Genomic DNA, 18,852 nt, shown 5'->3' with positions numbered 1-18,852 from the left:
ACACAGGGTTGATGTGTACACAGCCGTAAACAGGTGATGCTATATTTTTATGCTGTCAGCTGACAGCTGTTATTGCGATGGGAAGATTCAGCAGAGTACTGATTACTCTTAACATGATTCCGTTTGCTTCCAAAAATATCAATCAACCAGTTTATCTAAAATGTGGCCGAAAAGCCTACCCCAATTACCTGTTTCATTTGTAGTCGCGGCCCCAATACACCCGTTTTAGTGTTTTCAAACACTTTTACGTCATCATCATAAATCATATCAACGGACACATTGGCAGAAATGTATTTATTTACCTTCAATGCCAGTACGTTCGTCCAGAAAACATCTATATTCTGGGGATTATGAAGATAGTCTGAATACAAATCCAATCTTGTCTTGTAGGTAATATTTTTGGCAATGGTTTTATTCCAGTTAGCCGATAAATACGCACCAAACTCAGACTTCACATGTTTACCGGTATCTACACCATAACTACCTTTGGCAGCAAGATAATCATCCATTACAACTACCCAACGGCCAGCAACCGGTGACAAAAATAAGGAAAACTCATCATTAGGTTTGTAATCAAGACCAGGAGACAGCAAAATGTAAGCAGGTGAAAAGAAGCGGGAAACCAGGTCAGGCACAGTATCTGCAGGATACAGATAACCATCTGTGAATTGAGTACGTATGTTGAACAACGCACTCAGATACCAGTTTTTACCTATGTCATACCCATACTTACTGGTAAAATCTATACGGTCATCGCTCTTACGGCCGCCCAGGCTGGTGGTGTTTACATAGCCATAGGCCAGATCCAGCACATTGTCCCAGGTGTTCTTCCCTTTTTTATAGAAGGCAAATGCGGTAAAATTGGATCCTAATGAAAACGAAAACTTATCACCACCCGCAGCCCAATTATTCAAAGAGCCCTGGTTAATATTTATATTAATGGTGGCACCTTTTTTCCACCTGTAATTTGTGGTATCATTAGCGTCCTTCTTGATTTTTCCGGCCATTTCCTCTCTCGACTTTTTTGTCCAGTCGTTTTGCGCCTGCACCATACCAATAGCCATTAAACAACAGGCAATGGATAAAGTGATTTTTTTCATCCGTATATGTTTTAACGTAATAGATTAAATACAAATATAACCTTCCCCTTCTCTTTATTAAAGGAGATAACAATATTATTACTGTTGTGGTTTACTTTGATTTTAAAGTATCGCGTATTTCCATCAGTAATTTTTCCTGTGTAGTAGGCTCTGGAGGTGCAGCCGGGGCTTCGGTTTTGCTGCGGGAAAGCCGATTCATAAATTTAACCAGCAGGAAGATACAGAAAGCAATAATGATGAAATCAAAAACGCTCTGGATAAATGCACCATAAGCAAATGCGGGGGCGCCGGCTTCTTTTGCTTTTGCCAGCGAGGGGAAATCCGTTCCTTTACTGTCATTCAACAGGATAAACTTATCTGTAAAGTTTACGCCTCCCGTGAAAACACCAATAATAGGCATCAGAATGTTTTCGACCAGTGAGGTAACAATCTTGCCAAAAGCAGCACCAATGATCACACCCACAGCCAGATCCATTACATTGCCTTTCATGGCAAATTCCTTGAATTCTTTTAAGAATGACATACTTAAAGATTTATTGGTTAGAATTTAAGTGAACGAAAATAGTTATTCCTGTGAACAGCTTTATAATTTATTCTTGTATTATTTTGGTAAAGCGGGATACTTCATCTTCAATTCTTTCAATGCATCCCGCAATGTTTTGGCAATTATATACTCTTTAAACCAGTTGTTATCTGACGGCACAATGATCCATGGAATGCGGTTACACTCCTGAAAAACATCTTCATAAGCCTCCATATACTTCTTCCACAGCTTGGCTTCTGCAAGATCCTTATCATTGTATTTCCACATCTTACGGGGATCTTCAGTGCGTTCAGTTAACCGTTGTAACTGCGCTTCTTTGGATATATGTAGGTAAAACTTGAGCACCACAGTATTGTTATCCGCTAATAACCTTTCAAAGTCATTGATAGACCTCATTCGTTGCCGTACTGTTTTTTCATCTATCCATTTATGTACTCTTTGAATCAGCACATCTTCATAATGAGAACGGTTAAAGATCTGAATCATTCCCTTTGCCGGCACATGCTGATGAATACGCCACAGGAAATCGTGACTGGCTTCTTCTGCCGTAGGTGCTTTAAAGGGCTGTACTTTTACCCCTAATGGATTTAAAGGGCTGAATACGTTCCGGATGGCGCCATCTTTCCCGCTGGCATCCATACCTTGTAAAACTACCAGTACACTCCATTTATGCTCTGCATACAGGAGGTTTTGCAATTCATCCAGTTCTTTTAGTATTTCTGTGGTAGCGGCTTTTATGACCTCTTTATCGAACTTTTTGGGGGCTTCTGTGCTTATCCCCGACAATCTCTTTTTACTCATAACAATAAATGCTTATCATTAAATTTAACAAATACAACGCTATCTTGTTGTACCTGACTATTAATCTTTTTGCAGGAGTGCCGGCATATATGCACCTTTGCTGTGCCAAATACACAAATTTTGAACCAGCGTTTCATTTATTGGGGCATCTTCCTGCTGCTTTCCCTCACCTGGGGCAGCTCATTTATACTCATGAAAATCGGGATGGAAGGACTCTCTTCCTATCAGGTAGCCAGCTTACGTCTTGTTGCTGCGGCTGCGTGCTTACTGCCCTTCTTCTTTAAGTATATCCGGCAAACGCCCCTTAACAAAATTCCCCTGATCATTCTTTCGGGGATTCTGGGCAATGGCATCCCGGCCTATCTTTTTTGCGTGGCAGAAACAAAAATAGACAGCTCCCTGGCAGGCATCCTGAATGCATTAACACCATTAATGGTATTACTTTCGGGTGCAGCACTTTTCGGTACGGCGGTTAAAAAACAGCAACTGGTAGGCGTGGGGCTGGGACTGCTGGGTGTAGTTTGTTTGTTTGCTTCCAAAGGCATCAGTGCCGACAATCATTGGCAATATGGCCTGCTGGTAGTATTAGCGACTATTTGTTATGGGGTGAATATCAGTATGGTACACCTGTACCTTAAAGGCTTCAGCTCGCTGCACCTGGGCTCCATTGCGTTGTTCTTCTGCGGCTTGTTTGCCCTGCCGGTATTATTCTACAGCGGGTTCTTCCACTTATTCTCCGGGCCTCAGGCTCCCTGGATGTCGCTTGGTGCGAGTATGGTCCTGGGTATTATGGGAACTGCTGTTGCTGCCGTACTCTTTTATATGCTGATCAAGCGGGCGGGCTCCATCTTTGCCTCTATGGTGGCTTATGCCTTGCCTGTGGTAGCAATAGGCTGGGGATTGCTGGCTGGTGAAATCATCACCTGGATGCAGGTATTATGTATGGGGGCTATATTAGGTGGTGTATATCTGGCCAATCGTAAGCCTGATGCAAAATAAAAGCCCCCTGCAGATAGCAGAGGGCGCTTAACTTATAACTTCAGCGGCACTTAAATGGCCATGATTTCTTTATCTTTTGCTTCGCAATGCTTGTCTATCAATGCGATATGTTTATCTGTCAGTTGCTGAACATCTGCTTCTGCATCTTTAGCAGTATCTTCACTCAAGCCGTCTTTTTGTAATTTCTTGATACTTTCGATCGCTTCCCGGCGAATATTCCGGATCGCCACTTTCGCTTGTTCTCCTTCTCCGTTTACACGCTTTACCAGCTCTTTTCTTCTTTCTTCAGTCAATGGAGGCAGGAACATACGGATGATAATGCCATCGTTTTGAGGGTTAATACCCAGGTTTGCTGCAATAATAGCCCGCTCAATAGGCTGTAGCATATTCTTTTCCCATGGCTGTATGGTCAAAGTACGGGCGTCTACTACACTGATATTGGCTACCTGGCTCAATAAAGTAGGGGCACCATAATAATCAACGGTAATACCATCCAGGATCTGCGGATTGGCCTTACCTGCTCTTATCTTTGTTAACTCCAGTTCCAGGTGTCCAATGGCCTTTTTCATCAGGTCCGCAGTATCATCCATTATTAGTGTAAGATCATCTTGCATAACATAAAATAGTTAAGTGCGTGCAAACCTACATGATTTCTTTTAATCGTCAAAGTATGAAAGGGACAGCGCGTTCAACATATGCTGTTAAACGTATTGCTGTGCTTGCAGCATAATATGGAGGTATTACTTATCCTGTAAAATGCCGTCCGGATTAACCCGCAGTATTTTAGGAGCAGTAGGGATTACTACTGGTGGTGTTACAGATGATGGTACAACCGAAGGCTGCGTGGCAGGGAGTGGTGCACTTTTCCTTTTCTTTGCCAGGTATAACATACCTGTAAAAGCAAGGGCAGAGGTTACTACTAAAGCCAATAACCAATTGGTTCCCAGTCCCTGAAGTGCAAATGCAGCCACAATATAAATGGTATTTACAGATACAGATACGAGGGTAACCTGTTTATGATTGAGCTTTAATTCCAGCAAATAATGGTGAATGTGATTCCGGTCTGCAGAAAAAGGCGATCTTCCTTTAAATATACGGATAGCAAATACCCGCATAGTATCGAATAAGGGCACAATCAGAATGGCAAAAGCTACTGCCGGTACTGCATTTACAGGCATTACACTGGCAGGATTACCGGCTACATTAATAAATTTAACTACCAGGATCGCATTTACAAGGCCCACCAGTAATGAACCTGTATCCCCCATAAAAATACGTGCGGGAGAAATATTATAGATCAGGAAAGCTGCCAGGCCTCCGGCGAGGGCAAACCCCATTACTGCATAAACCAAATCTCCGATATGCAGGAAATAAGCTCCTAACACAGCGCTTACCAGCATACCAATACTTCCGGCTTGTCCATCCACACCATCTATCAGATTGAATGCATTGATTACCACCAGGAAAGTAAAATAGGTGAGCATCAGGCTGAAATGAGGGGGTAAGGTTTGGATACCCAGGAAACCATACATGCTTACAATCTGCAGGTTACCCAGATAAATCACTGCAAACGAGGCCATTAGCTGGCCAATGAGCTTCTTAAGAGGGGATAAACCTACTAAGTCGTCCTTCATCCCTACCATAAAGATAATGAAGAAGGCAGCAATCATATATTGCAATGGGGAGTTAGCCAGCGCTGGTACACAAACCGCTGCTGAAACTAAAAAACCTGAAAAAAAGCCAATGCCGCCTAAGGTAGGCACCCGTGACTTGTGTGATTTTCGTTCGTCCGGTTCGTCGTATAAATGTTTTAATTCCGCTACTCTAATTAGTATGGGAATTGCAAAATAGGTCACAACAAAACTTAGGACGGTAGCAATTAATACATTCTCCATCGGTGGGGCTTAATGTTGCAAAGATATTAATTTCAATCAAATGTGTATAATTAAAATGTAAAACACTGTAATTTTTAATACCCGTAAATACTAAAAACTTAAAAATCAGCTAGAAGTATTGGTTATTTCTATTAGTTTTGCGGCACTAAAAAGATCAACTATCATGCCACAGCTGAAAGATATAGCTACTCAAATCAGAAGAGACATCGTACGCATGGTACATGGCGTTCAAAGCGGTCACCCAGGCGGCTCTTTGGGTTGTGCGGATTATTTTACCGCACTTTTCTTTAAAGTGATGAAACACAACCCCGGACACTTTGATATGGATGGAAAAAACGAAGATCTGTTCTTCCTGTCCAACGGGCACATTTCCCCCGTATATTATAGTGCATTGGCCCGTTCTGGCTATTTTCCGGTTACCGAACTGAGCACTTTCCGCATATTAAACTCCCGTTTACAGGGACACCCCACCACCCATGAACACCTGCCAGGTATCCGTATTGCCTCCGGTTCGCTCGGACAAGGTATGAGTGTGGCCATTGGTGCAGCCTTAACTAAAAAACTCAATAACGATAAAAGCCTCGTATTTTCCCTGCATGGTGACGGCGAACTGGAAGAAGGCCAGATATGGGAATCCGTAATATTTGCCCCACACCATAAAGTAGATAACCTTATCATTACGGTTGACTGGAACGGCCAGCAAATTGACGGTACCACCGAAGATGTAGCCGGACTGGGCGATCTGGAATCCAAATTTGCCGCCTTCGGATGGCAGGTGCTCCACATGAATGGTAATGATATGGATGATGTAGTGGCTACCCTGGAAAAGGCCAAAAGCATGACCGGTCAGGGCAAACCTATTGCCATCTTAATGAAAACAGCCATGGGTGCAGGGGTTGATTTTATGGAAGGCTCCCACGAATGGCATGGTATCGCCCCCAACGACGACCAATTGGCTAAAGCCCTGGCGCAATTACCTGAAACACTGGGGGACTATTAAAAAAGCGCTGTTAGCTATTGGCTATTAGCAGTTAGCCACCCAATATTATATTAATAACACCTTATTGTTTATAATATAAACTAAAATAAAAATGCCGGTTGGAAGTACCAACCGGCATTTTTATGATTAATTATCTATAACACACTACAAAGCAAAGTACTTCCACAAACAAAACACAGGAGGCTAATAGCTAATAGCTAACAGCCCCCTTTACGTTGCCTTCAGCTCTATCCCCAATGCTGCCGCCCTTCTTGCCGGGAACCAGCTGGCGGCGAGTGCTATTACCAATATCGTAACACAAATCAGCACAAAGTCTACCCCATGCATATTCACCGGATAAGCATCCACTAGAAAGGAAGACCCTTCCAGCCTGATCAATCCAAATTTTTCCTGCAATACACAAAAAGTAACCCCCAGCACAAATCCTATAAAAGTACCCAAACCTGCTATTACCAACCCCTCTGCCAGAAAAATCTTCAGAATAAGGCTGTCACGCGCACCCATTGCCTTCAGGATGGTAATATCCTTCTGCTTTTCTATCACCAGCATAGAAAGAGAACCTATCATATTAAAAGCCAATAAGATAAGGATGAAGCTTAAGATGATATATACGGCCCATTTCTCCGTTTGCATAATAGCATAAAGCGACTGGTTTTGCTCATACCGGGTTTGTACCTTAAAGTCTTTGCCCAACAATTGCTGCAACCGCTGCTTCAACTGCTGCTCATCTGTACCGGGCTTGGCTGATATCTCCAATGCCGACATCTCTCCGGGCTGCATCGCGAGTAACTGCCGCATAAAGTCAATATGCGTGATCACATACTTACTGTTAAACTCCTGCTGGATAGCAAACGTGCCTGTAGGATACAACACACCACTATTCAATGCCTGTTCAGGGGTAATAAATGTACTAACATCTCTCCTGGGCAGATAAACAGTTACCGGTACCAGACTACGCTCTACATCCACACCCAACGCAGATTCCAGTTCTAGCCCCAGGATAGCCCTATAGGCCACCTCATCACCGGTATCAAACCGCCCCCTCACCATCTTGTCCTTTACTCCGGCTACATGATTGTAATTGCTGTCTACCCCCTTTAGAATGGCAATAGTAGGCTCATCTCCATATCTTAAAATAGCCTTTTCTTCTACTACGTCCGACATATAAGCTACTCCTGGTACCTGTGCAATGCTTTTCAGCTGACTATCTGTTAACAACATGGTTTTACCCACGGCTGGTGCTACTTTGATAGTTGGATAAAAAGAAGAATACAGGGATTTTACCAGCCCTTCAAAACCATTGAATACGCTTAAAATAACAATGAGCGCCCCGGCGCCCACTGCAATAGCCACTACACTTACCCATGCTATAATATTAATAGCATTGGTAGATTTTTTTGCGCTGAAATAACGGGAAGCAAATTGCCAAACCATATTTACTTATTGTCCTTATTGGGGTCTTCTTCCTTGATGCGCTTGAATAATTCTTCCATCTTGAACACATAATCAAGGGTATCATCCAGGAAAAAGGCCAGTTCCGGCACACGACGCAATTGTTTGCCTACCCTGTTGCCCAGCTCTTTCTTGATCTCCCCCGTTCTGTCCTTTATTTTCTCCAGCATTTCACTGGGCGCTTTGATCTGGAACATGCTCAGGTAAACCCTGGCCTCCAATAGGTCTGGTGTCATTTTTATAGATGCTATGGAAATCATCCCCCCATCCACTATATTAAACCCAATGCGCAGAAAAATATCACTTAATTCCTTCTGCAATAATTGCGCTATCTGCTTTTGTCTTTTAGTTTCCTGCATGTAATTGTTTTTAATCTCTAAGCCTTAGGCTCATATGCGCAAAATTAACCATTTCCGGGCAACAATAATCCCAAATAAAGCTTACTGGCATAATTGTGCTAAATTTGCCAGCTAATATACAAGCTGCTATTAAAGTTAATGGAATGAAGACGTTTAAACGACTATTGGAATATGCCACCCCGTTACATCATTATATCCCGGAATATATCATCTATACCATTTTAGCAATTATCCTGGGCATGGCTAACTTCAGCATGCTGATCCCACTATTGGATATGCTCTTTGGTAAAGTAAAAACGGAAGATGTGGTGACCGCCTTACCTGCGTTTTCTTTATCAGTAAATTATTTTGCAGACAGCTTTAAATTTTACTTTCATCAGTTTATCAATACAAGAGGAGCATTTTACGGACTGGTGTTTGTATGTGCGATCATTGCTACATGTACCCTGATGGCCAACCTGTTCCGCTACCTCAGCGCAAGAGTAGTAGTAAGGTTACGTATGACTATACTGGAACGCCTGCGCAATGCCCTATATGCACGGCTTACCCATCAGTCACTTTCCTTTTATCATAGCAGGCAAAAAGGAGATATCCTGTCTACTATGACTAATGATGTACAGGAAATAGAAAACTCCGTAGTCACTTCCGTTCAGGTGCTCCTGCGGGATCCGTTTATTATTCTTGCCTACTTCGGTGCTTTATTCTACCTGTCGCCCAGCCTTACTTTATTTACAATTATATTCTTTCCCATCTCTGGTTTCTTCATCTCTCATATTTCTAAAAAACTGAAACAAAAGGGATATTATAGCCAGGAGATGCTGGGCAAGATCCTGAATGTATCTGAAGAGTCAGTAGGTGGTATCCGTATCATCCAGGCATTCAGCGGAGAAGGATTCATGCAGCGGAAATTTGCGGAGATCAACCGCAAATTTGCCAGAATAAGTAAATCCATGTTCAACCAACGGGAACTTGCATCTCCCGTTTCCGAAATACTCGGTGTACTCGTGATAGTTGTACTGGTAATGTATGGTGGTAGCCTTGTATTGAAAAATGTAGATAATAATGAGGGCATGCTTACCGGCTCTGTGTTTATGACCTACCTCGTATTTTATTCACAGATCTTACAACCTGCTAAAAATATTTCCAGCGCAGTTACTACTTTACAAAGAGGACTCGTGGCAGGTGAACGTATCTTTAATATGATGGACGTCCCTATCACCATCACAGAAAAACCAGCTGCTAAATCAGTACATGATTTTAATGATGCAGTCATGTATGAAAATGTATCATTTAAATATGACCAACAGTACGTCCTGAAAAACATCCACCTTCCGGTACGCAAAGGACAGATGATTGCACTGGTGGGAAAAAGCGGTTCCGGTAAATCTACCATGGCAGATCTTCTTCCCCGTTTCTATGATGTAGTGGAAGGGAGTATTCGTATAGATGGTACAGATATACGGGATCTTAAACTGAATGATCTCCGCGACCTCATGGGCATCGTGTCGCAGGATGCCATTCTGTTCAATGATACCATTTTTAACAATATCGCTTTCGGACAGCCGGATGCCGACAGGGAAGCCGTAATACAAGCTGCAAAAATTGCCAATGCACACGAATTTATTACGCAGATGGAAAATGGTTATGATACCAATATTGGTGATCGTGGCTTAAAGCTAAGTGGCGGACAACGTCAACGCCTCACCATCGCCAGGGCAGTATTTAAAAATCCTCCTATTCTCATCCTCGATGAAGCTACTTCTGCGTTAGATACCGAATCAGAACAACTGGTACAATCTGCATTGGATAAACTGATGCAAAACCGCACTTCTATTGTAATCGCACACCGCTTAAGCACGATACAACATGCCACTGAAATCATCGTAATGGATCAGGGCGAAATAAAGGAAAGGGGTACACATGATACACTCCTGGGTATGAATGGTATATATAAGAAACTGGTGGAAATGCAGGAATTTAAATAGGTTATTGGCAGTTGGTATTTAGCTTTTTGCTGATAACCAACTGCCGGTCATGCCCCTCCTGACATCCACATATGCTCCATTCTGATAAATAATTGTTATCTTTAATCGTACACACAACTAAAAAACCACTTCACTGCTAGTAGTTGATTCATCCGCTTCAATAGCTCATCGCTAAACCCCAACAACTAATAGCTGTCAACTAATTGTTGGTACCGTTTTTGTGCCGGTATTCCGCACAAGCGAACTATGCTCCTGTAGCACTTTAGAGCCATTTCTATTTTTATTCACCTTTAAAACAAGCTATTAGGCCTATGATTTCTATTGTTATTCCGGTCTTGAATGAAGGAAGTACCATACGTCAGGTAATAAAAACAGTAAAAAAAACTTCACATAAAGTGGAGATCATCGTGGTGGATGACAATTCCAATGATAACTCCGTAGAAGAAGCGCTACTGGAAAATGCAAGAGTGATTACCAGCAGCCAGCGCGGTAAAGGCGTTTCTATGCGGGAAGGATTAATGGCTGCAAAAAATGATATTGTAGTTTATGTAGATGGTGATATCCTCACTTATCCTGAAAATATTATTGATCTGCTCACCGAACCCATCATCAATGGCAAAGCCGACTTTGTAAAATCTTACTTTGAACGACAAGCTGGCAGAGTAACCCAACTGGTGGCAAAACCATTATTGAGTATTTTATTTCCCGATCTGGCGCATTTTCAGCAACCACTAAGTGGTATGATAGCAGCACGCAAATCACTGCTCTCACAAATACAGTTTGAAAATGATTATGGGGTGGATATCGGGTTGCTTATCGATATGCATATTATGGGAGCGCAGATTGTAGAAGTCAACATAGGGAAACTGGAAAATGCCATGCAAACCTGGGAACAACTCAGCAAAATGTCGCGCGAAGTGTCACGTACCATTCTCCGCAAAGCAGAAAATATTCCACAGGAAAACCTGGAAACACTTGGCAATATCAATATGATCCGGGAGCAAATGGAATATGCTATCCTGGAATCTATCGACAAACTGCAAAAGCTGGTCATCTTCGATCTGGATCATACCATCTTTACCCAAAATTATATACAGCTGGCGGCAGCGGCTTTCGATAAGGAAGCCAGCCTGGAACAGGTAGAAGAACATTTCTCTGATCCTATTACCCGTCTGGAGCACACCGCGGCCCTTTTCCAGGAACGTAATCTGGCCGAGCTGCTGGAAGTGGCCGATGCGATCCCTGTAGTTTCGGATATTAAGGCAGTAATACGTGAATTGAAAAAAAGGGGGTATGCCTGTGGTATTATCACAGATGGATTTGAATGTGTAGCCAATCACGTTAAAAATAAACTGGGGATGGATTTCGCATTTGCGAATAAACTCCATTTATTTAATAGTGTGGCCACCGGTGAAATAACGATTCCTGAATATTTTTTACAGGAAGATGCAGATCAGGGTACTCCGCCTGTTTACCGTAAAAGCAATCTGTTGAACTATATCACAGAGAAATACCACATCAATAAACAGAATATTATTTATGTGGGTGGTGGTATCAATGACATGCCATTACTCAACGAAGCAGGTATAGGTGTAGCATATTGTCCACAGTTCATACACCCCACTGTAGAAAAAGTGGCAGACAAAATCATAACAGGTCCCGGACTTACGGCCTTATTAAAAATTGCACAGGCCAGTCCCGCAAAATTCTCTTTACGCCTGCCTGCTATCAGCAAACAACAAGCGAAACGTATTGGCATTGGCAGTCTGGTATGTCTGGCCTCTGCCGGGTTGGTATATCTGGCAGTAAAACAGGTGAAAAAAGCCAGACAGGCTGGTTAATAAGATCTATACATATCAAAAGAAAAAGGCCGGGAGACTTCCGGCCTTTTTTATATACTGATAGTATGTTTTGTATTATTTGCTTTTCGCCAGTTTGGCCTCAATGCTCAGGGTAGCATGTGGTACCGCCCTTAAACGCGCTTTATCTATGAGCTTACCGGTTACCCGGCAGATACCATAGGTTTTATTCTCAATACGCATCATGGCTTTTTCAAGATGGTCGATGAACTGGATCTGGCGGCTGGCCATCTGGTTCAACTGCTCTCTTTCCTGAGAACCACTACCATCTTCCATGCTCATGTACTTATTTTCTGTATCATCAGTACCGGCCTCATCTTTACGGGTAATCAATCCCTGCAGATAGATCAGTTCCTTTTTGGCTGCTTCCAGCTTCTTGGTGATCAGCTCTCTAAACTCCTGCAATTCAGTATCACTATAGCGGAAAATGGGCCCTGTAGGAGGCTCCGGCTGGTCCAGCACAGATTTCGTAAACTCAGGCTGGTAAGTTACCAGTGTAGTAGCTTTACCGCTTTTCTTCTCAGGTTTGTCAGCTTTAACAGGTTTTTCTACCTTTTCTGCTTTTTCTACCGCTGCTTTCTTAGGGGCTTCCTTTTCTTTAGCAACTTTTTCCTTATCTGTTTTCTTAACTGCCATTGTTTTAAGTTCTTTTTCTTCTGACTTAGAAATTAATGGTTTCACTGTTTCAGCGGGAACACTTTTTGTTACCACCTTCTGCTTTACAGCAGGTACCTTTGCCGCTACGGTTTTTACGGGCACCGCAGCCTTCTTAACCGTTGCTTTCTTAGCCTGAACGGGCTCCTTCTTGGATACTGGCTTCTTGGCAGATGCCACTGTTTTCTTTACTGCTGCTTTTTTGACCACGGCGCTCTTCGCTGCTGGCTTCGTCACTTTTGGCACTGCTTTCTTTGCAGCCGCCTTCTTAGGGGCGGGTGCGGCTTTTTTTCCGGTGGCTGGTTTAGCAGCTTTCTTTACAGTCGTTGCCTTCTTTGCCACAGTCTTTTTAGCCGGAGCTGCCTTTTGGGTCGTTTTGCTAGCAACTTTCTTTTTGGTTGCCATGGGGAATTAGCTTTTTTTGTTAACTAATACTTTGAATGTTAAGTCATTAACCTCTATTTCCGTGCCATCCTGTAATTGCGGCACTACTTCCAAACTGTCTGCCAAAATTTCCGTGCAAATATAGTCATTATAGTTAATAATCGCCGTTTTCAGTGCGTCTACCTCCGCTACCGTTACTGCTATCCGGTCTGTCAACTCAAATCCACTGTCTTTTCTGATCTTTTGTATCCGGTTTACCAATTCACGGGCATTACCCTCATCCTGCAACTGGGGGGTAATGGTAATATCCAGCGCTACAGTTAAAGCGCCTTTATTAGCAACTGTCCATCCCGGAATGTCTTCGGAAATAATCTCCACATCAGATAGCTGTATGGGCAAATGCTCATTGTCAATCAACAGGTTATAGTGCCCATCACGCTCAATAGTAGCAATATCAGCATCGGTGAATGTACCGATGGCGGCCGCTACGGCTTTCATTTTGGCCCCCATTTTTCCGCCAAGCGACTTATAATTCGGCTTAATCTTTTTCTTGATGAAGCCTTCCGTTTCGGTAAGGTAATCAATACCTTTCACATTTACCTCACTTTTTATCAAATGCGCCACTTTTTCTACCTGTTCCTGCATATGTGCGTTTAATACAGGAATCAGAATCTTTTCCAGGGGTTGCCTTACTTTGATATTCACTTTTTTCCGGAGCGATAATACCAGCGAAGAAATATCCTGCGCCAATTGCATTCTTTCTTCCAGATCCACATCTATGGCGCCTGCTGCAACTACCGGAAAATCAGTATGATGTATAGAAGTAACCTTAAAACGCCCGGATACTGCATTCAGATTATTAAACAACCAATCTGTAAAGAATGGGGAAACGGGGGCCATCAACTGGGCTACCTTTTCCAAACATTCATACAGGGTTTGATATGCACTGATCTTATCCTGTCCATATTCTCCCTTCCAGAACCGGCGGCGGCAAAGACGTACGTACCAGTTACTAAGATGCTCATCCACAAACCGTTGTACTGCCCGGCCTGCCTGTGTAGGCTCAAAATCATCAAAGCTGGCTCCCACATCTTTCACCAGCGTATTTAATACGGAAATGATCCAACGGTCAATCTCCGGCCTTTCCTCCAACGGAATATACGCTTCCCGGAACGTGAAATTGTCCAGGTTGGCATACATCGCAAAGAAATTATAAGTATTGTAAAGGGTGCCAAACAGCTTGCGCTGGGTTTCCTTGATCCCCTCCACATCAAATTTCATACTGTCCCAGGGCGAGGCATTGGTAATCAGATACCAGCGGGTAGCATCTGCACCAAACTGATCAATGGTTTCAAATGGGTTTACCACATTACCCAAACGCTTACTCATCTTATTCCCATTCTTATCCAATACTAAGCCATTGGATACCACCGCTTTATAGGCTACACTGTCAAACAGCATCACCCCCAGGGCGTGCAGGGTATAAAACCAACCACGGGTCTGATCCACGCCTTCTGCAATGAAATCGGCAGGGAAAGCCTGCCCTTTATCCAGCAACTCTTTATTTTCAAAAGGATAATGCCATTGCGCAAAAGGCATAGCACCACTGTCAAACCATACGTCTATCAGATCCGGCTCTCTGCGCATGGGTTTACCACTGTCGCTCACCAGGATAATATCATCTACATAAGGTTTATGCAAATCCAGGATGCCTTCATGCAGGTAATGCTTGTTTACATCACCGCCCAATACTTCATTGGCCTTGCGGATGGCTGCATTTAATTCTGCTATACTGCCGATACAAACCTCTTCTGTACCATCTTCCGTACGCCAGATAGGTAACGGAGTACCCCAGTAGCGGCTGCGGCTCAGGTTCCAGTCTACCATGTTCTCCAGCCAATTGCCAAAACGGCCGGTACCGGTAAAGGAAGGCTTCCAGTTAATGGTCTTGTTCAGTTCCACCATCCGGTCTTTCATAGCCGTGGTCTTAATAAACCAGGCATCCAGGGGATAGTATAAAACCGGCTTATCTGTTCGCCAGCAATGCGGATAACTATGTTCGTACTTTTCTACTTTAAAGGCCCGGTTCTCCTTTTTGAGCTTTACTGCAATATCAACATCTACATCCTTATACTCCGGATCGTCTTTATAATTTTTTACATATCTGCCGGCAAATTCGCCCGCACCATCTACAAATTTACCTGCCCGGTCTACCAGGGTCAGGATGCCGATGCCATACTTCTTGCCTACCCGGTTATCATCTGCACCAAAGGCAGGGGCGGTATGCACGATACCGGTACCATCTTCAGTGGTAACAAAATCGCCGATGATTACGCGGAAGGGATCTCCTTCTTCCGGCTGTGCAAATGGCAACAATTGCTCATAGCGGATATTTTCCAGCTGGCTGCCTTTAAAAGCAGTGATGATCTCCCAAGGGAGCAGTTTATCCCCTTCTTTGTAGGCATCAAAATCACCATTTTCTCCCTCCGCCTTAAAGTATTTGCCCAGCAGGTCTTTTGCCAGGATTACAAATATGGGCAGGTGCGTATAGGGGTTAAATGTGCGTACCAGTACATATTCAATATTGGCCCCTACGGTAAGCCCCAGGTTGGACGGTAATGTCCACGGGGTAGTGGTCCAGGCCAGGAAAAATACCTGGTCTGTGCCGGCTGCATCAAAAAGGAACTGCGACTTGTCGGATGCCAGTGCCTTGAACATGGCTACCACGGTAGTGTCTTTTACATCCTTATAGGTGCCTGGCTGATTCAGTTCATGAGAGCTGAGGCCGGTGCCGGCAGCAGGAGAATAAGGCTGAATACTGACACTCTTGTATAAAAGTCCTTTTTTATACAAAGTCTGTAAGCTCCACCATAAACTTTCTATATACTTATTGTCAAAGGTGATGTAAGGATCTTTCAGGTCTACCCAATAACCCATTTTACGGGTCAGGTCATCCCAGGTATCTTTGTATTTTAATACTTCCTTGCGGCAGGTATCATTGTATTCTGCAATAGATATTTTTTTCCCAATGTCTTCTTTGGTGATGCCCAGCATTTTCTCTACGCCTAATTCCACCGGCAACCCATGGGTATCCCATCCGCCTTTCCGCTTTACCTGAAAACCAGCCATTGTTTTATACCGGCATACCAGGTCTTTCAGCGTACGGGAAATCACATGGTGAATACCAGGTAAGCCATTAGCGCTGGGAGGGCCTTCATAAAACACAAAAGGGGTAGCGCCATCACGCACTTCCACACTTTTCTCAAATGCCTGCTGCTGCTCCCATTGCTGCAGCATATCTTTTTCTATCTGTGGTAAATTCAGCTGATTATATTCCTGATACTTGCTGGACATAAAACAATTCTCCGCCCTTTGATGTTATTTAGACAATAATTGATTAAAATTGTGCAAAGTTAAGAAAATACACTGGCACCGAAAGACCAAATGTTTTACTAAAAGCCCGCCTTGCAATAATTTTTTTCAAGATTTTTTAGTAAATTACAATAAAGTGTATTTATTTTGCGTTTTTGGCATTGTTTTAGATTCATTGCTGGGAGATAGAAAAACCTAATTAATTATTTAACCCAACGGATAAACCATATCTGAGTATGAAAAAGTTGACGTTAATATTTTGTGCGGTATTGATAACTTCCGGCATAACATTTGCACAACACAAAAAATCAGGAAAATCATCGAAGCATACTACTGCGAAAAAGATAGAAGCACCAGCTCCTGTTAAGGATGCGTTTCAACAAAATTTCGCAGGTACCACTGATGCTAAATGGACAAAAACAAGTTCCGGCAATTGGTTGGCAAGCTTTTTGAATGAGAATGTGAAGACAATCGCAGAGTATAACGCAGACGGTAGCTGGATTGCCACCAGAAGCGAATACACCGCAGAGAATATTCCGGAATCGGTGGCTGGTACACTGAAAACAAAATACCCGGAAGCCACCATAAAAGATGGTTGGAAAATTCAAAGAGCAGATGTAGCTGCTTACTACAAAGTAAATATTCAGTCTAATGGTACAGACAAGGCAGTGTTGCTGAATGACGCAGGTACCGTCACTGAATAGCATTAATTACGTATTTCATAGGTATAGGGATAAATAGGACAGACCCTGCTCTTTTGGGCGGGGTTTTCTTTTTTTAGCTGCTAGCTGTTGGCTATTAGCCTTTAGCCATTATGTTATGTTATAATAAGTGAGTGGGGACCGATATTAAACCCACCTAATATGACACCTACCTTTCCCTATGCTTGAAGCATAGTTAAAGCATAGTTAAAGCATGGTTAAAGCATAGATAGAGTATGAATAGAGCATAAAAGGCTATGAAATGGGTTGAACAAAACCATCCTGTGGGGCAAAATTACCACACAGACAACAGATCATTAGGATATAACTATCATTGAACCATCCGCTGCATTGAGCTAAAAGCTAACTACTAAAAGCTAACAGCTTTCATCCGCTGCATTAAGCTAAAAGCTAACTGCTAATAGCTAAAAGCTTAATACAAAAAGCCGCTCCCTCTATCAGGAAACGGCTTTATGAAATAAGGTGAAAAACTTACCCGGCATCTTTTGCACTTAAGGGTCAAATGGTGTTTGATAAGATGCAATTATTAACTTATGGCTTTACTACTGGATGCCTGGTAAGTCTTCCCCCTTTCGGTCAAATCTATAAGGAAGCTTATAAGTGAAGAACAGGATAGAAATCCTTGTATCGTGATACAAAGAAACAGCTATATTCTGCGATACATTTATGTATTCGGGAAAAGAAATGATCAAAGTGGGAAAAAGCAGTAAATCACATTGAAAAGCCCGTATGCAGGCAGGTATTGCCTTATCGTAACAGCAACTCACAGGGTTTTAAACCTGTATGCTTCTTAAAGGCAGTAGAAAAGTGGGAAATACAGGAATATCCCATCAGCATGGCCACTTCTGATACAGACATGCCTTTTTCGTATAGCAGGCCTTTCGCCTTCTCCATTCTCTCTTTCTGGAAATAATCATAGATCGTGGTACCATACATGGCTTTAAAGCCCTTCTTCAGGTAACACTCATTCATGGCTATACGGCGGGCCAGATCACGTATGGTGATAGGGGCATCCAGCTGCTCTAGTAAAATGGCTCTTGCCTTTTCAATCTTTTCCCGGTCTTCCAGCTGTGTCAGGAAGCGGCAACCATACCGCTCATCCGGATCATTCTGGATAAACTGGTCAGAACTGAAAAGCAATAATTCCAGTGCTTTACTCTGGAGGAAAATATTTTTCAGCATCCCATCATAGTTGTGATGTACCATATGCTCCAATACCGCTTTTGATTTGGTACAGGGCTGTATGTTCTTCACAAAGGGTTTGCGGGATTGCAATTCAAACAGGGAGAAGTTGGTGGTACCTTTTTGCAGCGACTGGATAAAGGCAGGCTGAAAACGTACGGTAATAACATCTACAGAAGGTATTTTTTCACTACAGGATGATTTATCCTGACCATCTGCACACAGCTGGTCAGTACAGGCAGGATTTTTACAGTACTTGCTCCCGGCTACGCAATAACGTAGTTCAATAGCAGCAGACTGTCCGCGCTTGGCAGGCTGATACACCACCATCGCCACATCCTCTACCGGCAGCGGCTTATCGTAAGTAAAGCGCTGTAAGGTAAAGTCCAGGCAATCCGGCACCGTAATCGCATCCTGTTCCGCCAATTGCAACTGGTCGCTCATGGCTGGCTGCGGTATGGCCAATGATAGTATTTCCTGTATCTCCTTCAATCAACTGTAATTAAAATCCTTGCAAATTTAGGTAATCCATATTTAATCAGAT

15 protein-coding genes are annotated in these 18,852 nt (G+C 43.0%); 5 read left to right on the top strand and 10 right to left on the bottom strand.

Features of this window, described 5'->3' with window-relative positions; all coding sequences use genetic code 11:
- Positions 1-155: 155 nt before the first annotated feature.
- The 3 genes from ABR189_RS20060 to ABR189_RS20050 all read right to left on the bottom strand — a co-directional run bounded on the left by ABR189_RS20060 (position 156) and on the right by ABR189_RS20050 (position 2,445).
- A complete protein-coding gene (locus ABR189_RS20060; protein ID WP_354662258.1) occupies positions 156-1,100 on the bottom strand; it encodes a DUF3078 domain-containing protein in 945 nt (314 codons plus the stop codon).
- A 91-nt stretch (positions 1,101-1,191) separates the two neighbouring features.
- Entirely contained in the window at positions 1,192-1,623 is a 432-nt protein-coding gene (gene mscL / locus ABR189_RS20055) for a large conductance mechanosensitive channel protein MscL (RefSeq protein WP_354662257.1), read from the bottom strand.
- A 78-nt stretch (positions 1,624-1,701) separates the two neighbouring features.
- Positions 1,702-2,445, bottom strand: a complete 744-nt coding sequence (locus ABR189_RS20050) for a PPK2 family polyphosphate kinase (RefSeq protein WP_354662256.1) — start codon at positions 2,443-2,445, stop codon at positions 1,702-1,704.
- A 120-nt stretch (positions 2,446-2,565) separates the two neighbouring features.
- Between ABR189_RS20050 and ABR189_RS20045 the strand changes: the two genes are divergently transcribed.
- Positions 2,566-3,444 (top strand): DMT family transporter, encoded by an 879-nt coding sequence (locus ABR189_RS20045; RefSeq protein WP_354662255.1) that lies wholly within the window; start codon positions 2,566-2,568, stop codon positions 3,442-3,444.
- 50 nt (positions 3,445-3,494) lie between these two features.
- Here the strand turns inward: ABR189_RS20045 and frr are convergent, their stop codons facing one another.
- Positions 3,495-4,058 carry a ribosome recycling factor gene (gene frr, locus ABR189_RS20040; RefSeq protein ID WP_354662254.1) on the bottom strand — a complete coding sequence of 188 codons (564 nt, stop codon included), beginning with the start codon at positions 4,056-4,058 and terminating at the stop codon, positions 3,495-3,497.
- Positions 4,059-4,184: 126 nt separating this feature from the next.
- Positions 4,185-5,339, bottom strand: coding sequence for a glycosyltransferase family 4 protein (locus ABR189_RS20035; protein WP_354662253.1), 1,155 nt, complete (start codon positions 5,337-5,339; stop codon positions 4,185-4,187).
- 163 nt (positions 5,340-5,502) lie between these two features.
- On the opposite strand from ABR189_RS20035, the gene ABR189_RS20030 reads away from it, so the two are divergent.
- A complete protein-coding gene (locus ABR189_RS20030) occupies positions 5,503-6,339 on the top strand; it encodes a transketolase (protein ID WP_354662252.1) in 837 nt (278 codons plus the stop codon).
- A 210-nt stretch (positions 6,340-6,549) separates the two neighbouring features.
- On the opposite strand, the gene ABR189_RS20025 is transcribed toward ABR189_RS20030, so the two are convergent.
- On the bottom strand, positions 6,550-7,773 hold the full coding sequence (locus ABR189_RS20025) for an ABC transporter permease (protein WP_354662251.1): 1,224 nt from the start codon (positions 7,771-7,773) through the stop codon (positions 6,550-6,552).
- Between the two features lie 2 nt (positions 7,774-7,775).
- A complete protein-coding gene (gene rbfA, locus ABR189_RS20020) occupies positions 7,776-8,150 on the bottom strand; it encodes a 30S ribosome-binding factor RbfA (protein ID WP_354662250.1) in 375 nt (124 codons plus the stop codon).
- A gap of 143 nt (positions 8,151-8,293) precedes the next feature.
- On the opposite strand from rbfA, the gene ABR189_RS20015 reads away from it, so the two are divergent.
- Positions 8,294-10,135 carry an ABC transporter ATP-binding protein gene (locus ABR189_RS20015; RefSeq protein WP_354662249.1) on the top strand — a complete coding sequence of 614 codons (1,842 nt, stop codon included), beginning with the start codon at positions 8,294-8,296 and terminating at the stop codon, positions 10,133-10,135.
- Between the two features lie 311 nt (positions 10,136-10,446).
- Positions 10,447-11,976: an HAD-IB family phosphatase gene (locus ABR189_RS20010; protein ID WP_354662248.1), complete on the top strand. Its 1,530-nt coding sequence runs from the start codon at positions 10,447-10,449 to the stop codon at positions 11,974-11,976.
- Positions 11,977-12,051: 75 nt separating this feature from the next.
- Here the strand turns inward: ABR189_RS20010 and ABR189_RS20005 are convergent, their stop codons facing one another.
- Together ABR189_RS20005 and ileS are read right to left on the bottom strand one after the other, a co-directional pair.
- The gene (locus ABR189_RS20005) at positions 12,052-13,053 is read right to left on the bottom strand and encodes a TraR/DksA family transcriptional regulator (RefSeq protein ID WP_354662247.1); all 1,002 of its coding nucleotides are present in this window, start codon (positions 13,051-13,053) and stop codon (positions 12,052-12,054) included.
- Between the two features lie 6 nt (positions 13,054-13,059).
- Complete coding sequence (gene ileS / locus ABR189_RS20000) at positions 13,060-16,386, bottom strand: isoleucine--tRNA ligase (RefSeq protein ID WP_354662246.1); 3,327 nt, start codon at positions 16,384-16,386, stop codon at positions 13,060-13,062.
- A gap of 254 nt (positions 16,387-16,640) precedes the next feature.
- On the opposite strand from ileS, the gene ABR189_RS19995 reads away from it, so the two are divergent.
- Complete coding sequence (locus ABR189_RS19995) at positions 16,641-17,108, top strand: hypothetical protein (protein ID WP_354662245.1); 468 nt, start codon at positions 16,641-16,643, stop codon at positions 17,106-17,108.
- A gap of 765 nt (positions 17,109-17,873) precedes the next feature.
- Here ABR189_RS19995 and ABR189_RS19990 read toward each other — a convergent pair.
- On the bottom strand, positions 17,874-18,800 hold the full coding sequence (locus ABR189_RS19990; RefSeq protein WP_354662244.1) for a helix-turn-helix domain-containing protein: 927 nt from the start codon (positions 18,798-18,800) through the stop codon (positions 17,874-17,876).
- Positions 18,801-18,852 lie beyond the last annotated feature (52 nt).

Source organism: Chitinophaga sp. H8, from assembly GCF_040567655.1.
Lineage (GTDB): Bacteria > Bacteroidota > Bacteroidia > Chitinophagales > Chitinophagaceae > Chitinophaga > Chitinophaga defluvii.
Note: the sequence above shows the minus strand (reverse complement) of the source record. Positions and strands in the feature narration are given on the sequence as shown.

Bases quoted from the DNA above. Each gene is read 5' to 3' on its own strand.
- ABR189_RS20030 (WP_354662252.1), top strand. From the start codon at position 5,503: ATGCCACAGCTGAAAGATATAGCTACTCAAATCAGAAGAGACATCGTA.
- ABR189_RS19995 (WP_354662245.1), top strand. From the start codon at position 16,641: ATGAAAAAGTTGACGTTAATATTTTGTGCGGTATTGATAACTTCCGGC.
- frr (WP_354662254.1), bottom strand. From the start codon at position 4,058: ATGCAAGATGATCTTACACTAATAATGGATGATACTGCGGACCTGATG.
- ileS (WP_354662246.1), bottom strand. From the start codon at position 16,386: ATGTCCAGCAAGTATCAGGAATATAATCAGCTGAATTTACCACAGATA.
- rbfA (WP_354662250.1), bottom strand. From the start codon at position 8,150: ATGCAGGAAACTAAAAGACAAAAGCAGATAGCGCAATTATTGCAGAAG.
- ABR189_RS20050 (WP_354662256.1), bottom strand. From the start codon at position 2,445: ATGAGTAAAAAGAGATTGTCGGGGATAAGCACAGAAGCCCCCAAAAAG.
- mscL (WP_354662257.1), bottom strand. From the start codon at position 1,623: ATGTCATTCTTAAAAGAATTCAAGGAATTTGCCATGAAAGGCAATGTA.
- ABR189_RS20060 (WP_354662258.1), bottom strand. From the start codon at position 1,100: ATGAAAAAAATCACTTTATCCATTGCCTGTTGTTTAATGGCTATTGGT.
- ABR189_RS20010 (WP_354662248.1), top strand. From the start codon at position 10,447: ATGATTTCTATTGTTATTCCGGTCTTGAATGAAGGAAGTACCATACGT.
- ABR189_RS20005 (WP_354662247.1), bottom strand. From the start codon at position 13,053: ATGGCAACCAAAAAGAAAGTTGCTAGCAAAACGACCCAAAAGGCAGCT.
- ABR189_RS20015 (WP_354662249.1), top strand. From the start codon at position 8,294: ATGAAGACGTTTAAACGACTATTGGAATATGCCACCCCGTTACATCAT.
- ABR189_RS20025 (WP_354662251.1), bottom strand. From the start codon at position 7,773: ATGGTTTGGCAATTTGCTTCCCGTTATTTCAGCGCAAAAAAATCTACC.
- ABR189_RS20035 (WP_354662253.1), bottom strand. From the start codon at position 5,339: ATGGAGAATGTATTAATTGCTACCGTCCTAAGTTTTGTTGTGACCTAT.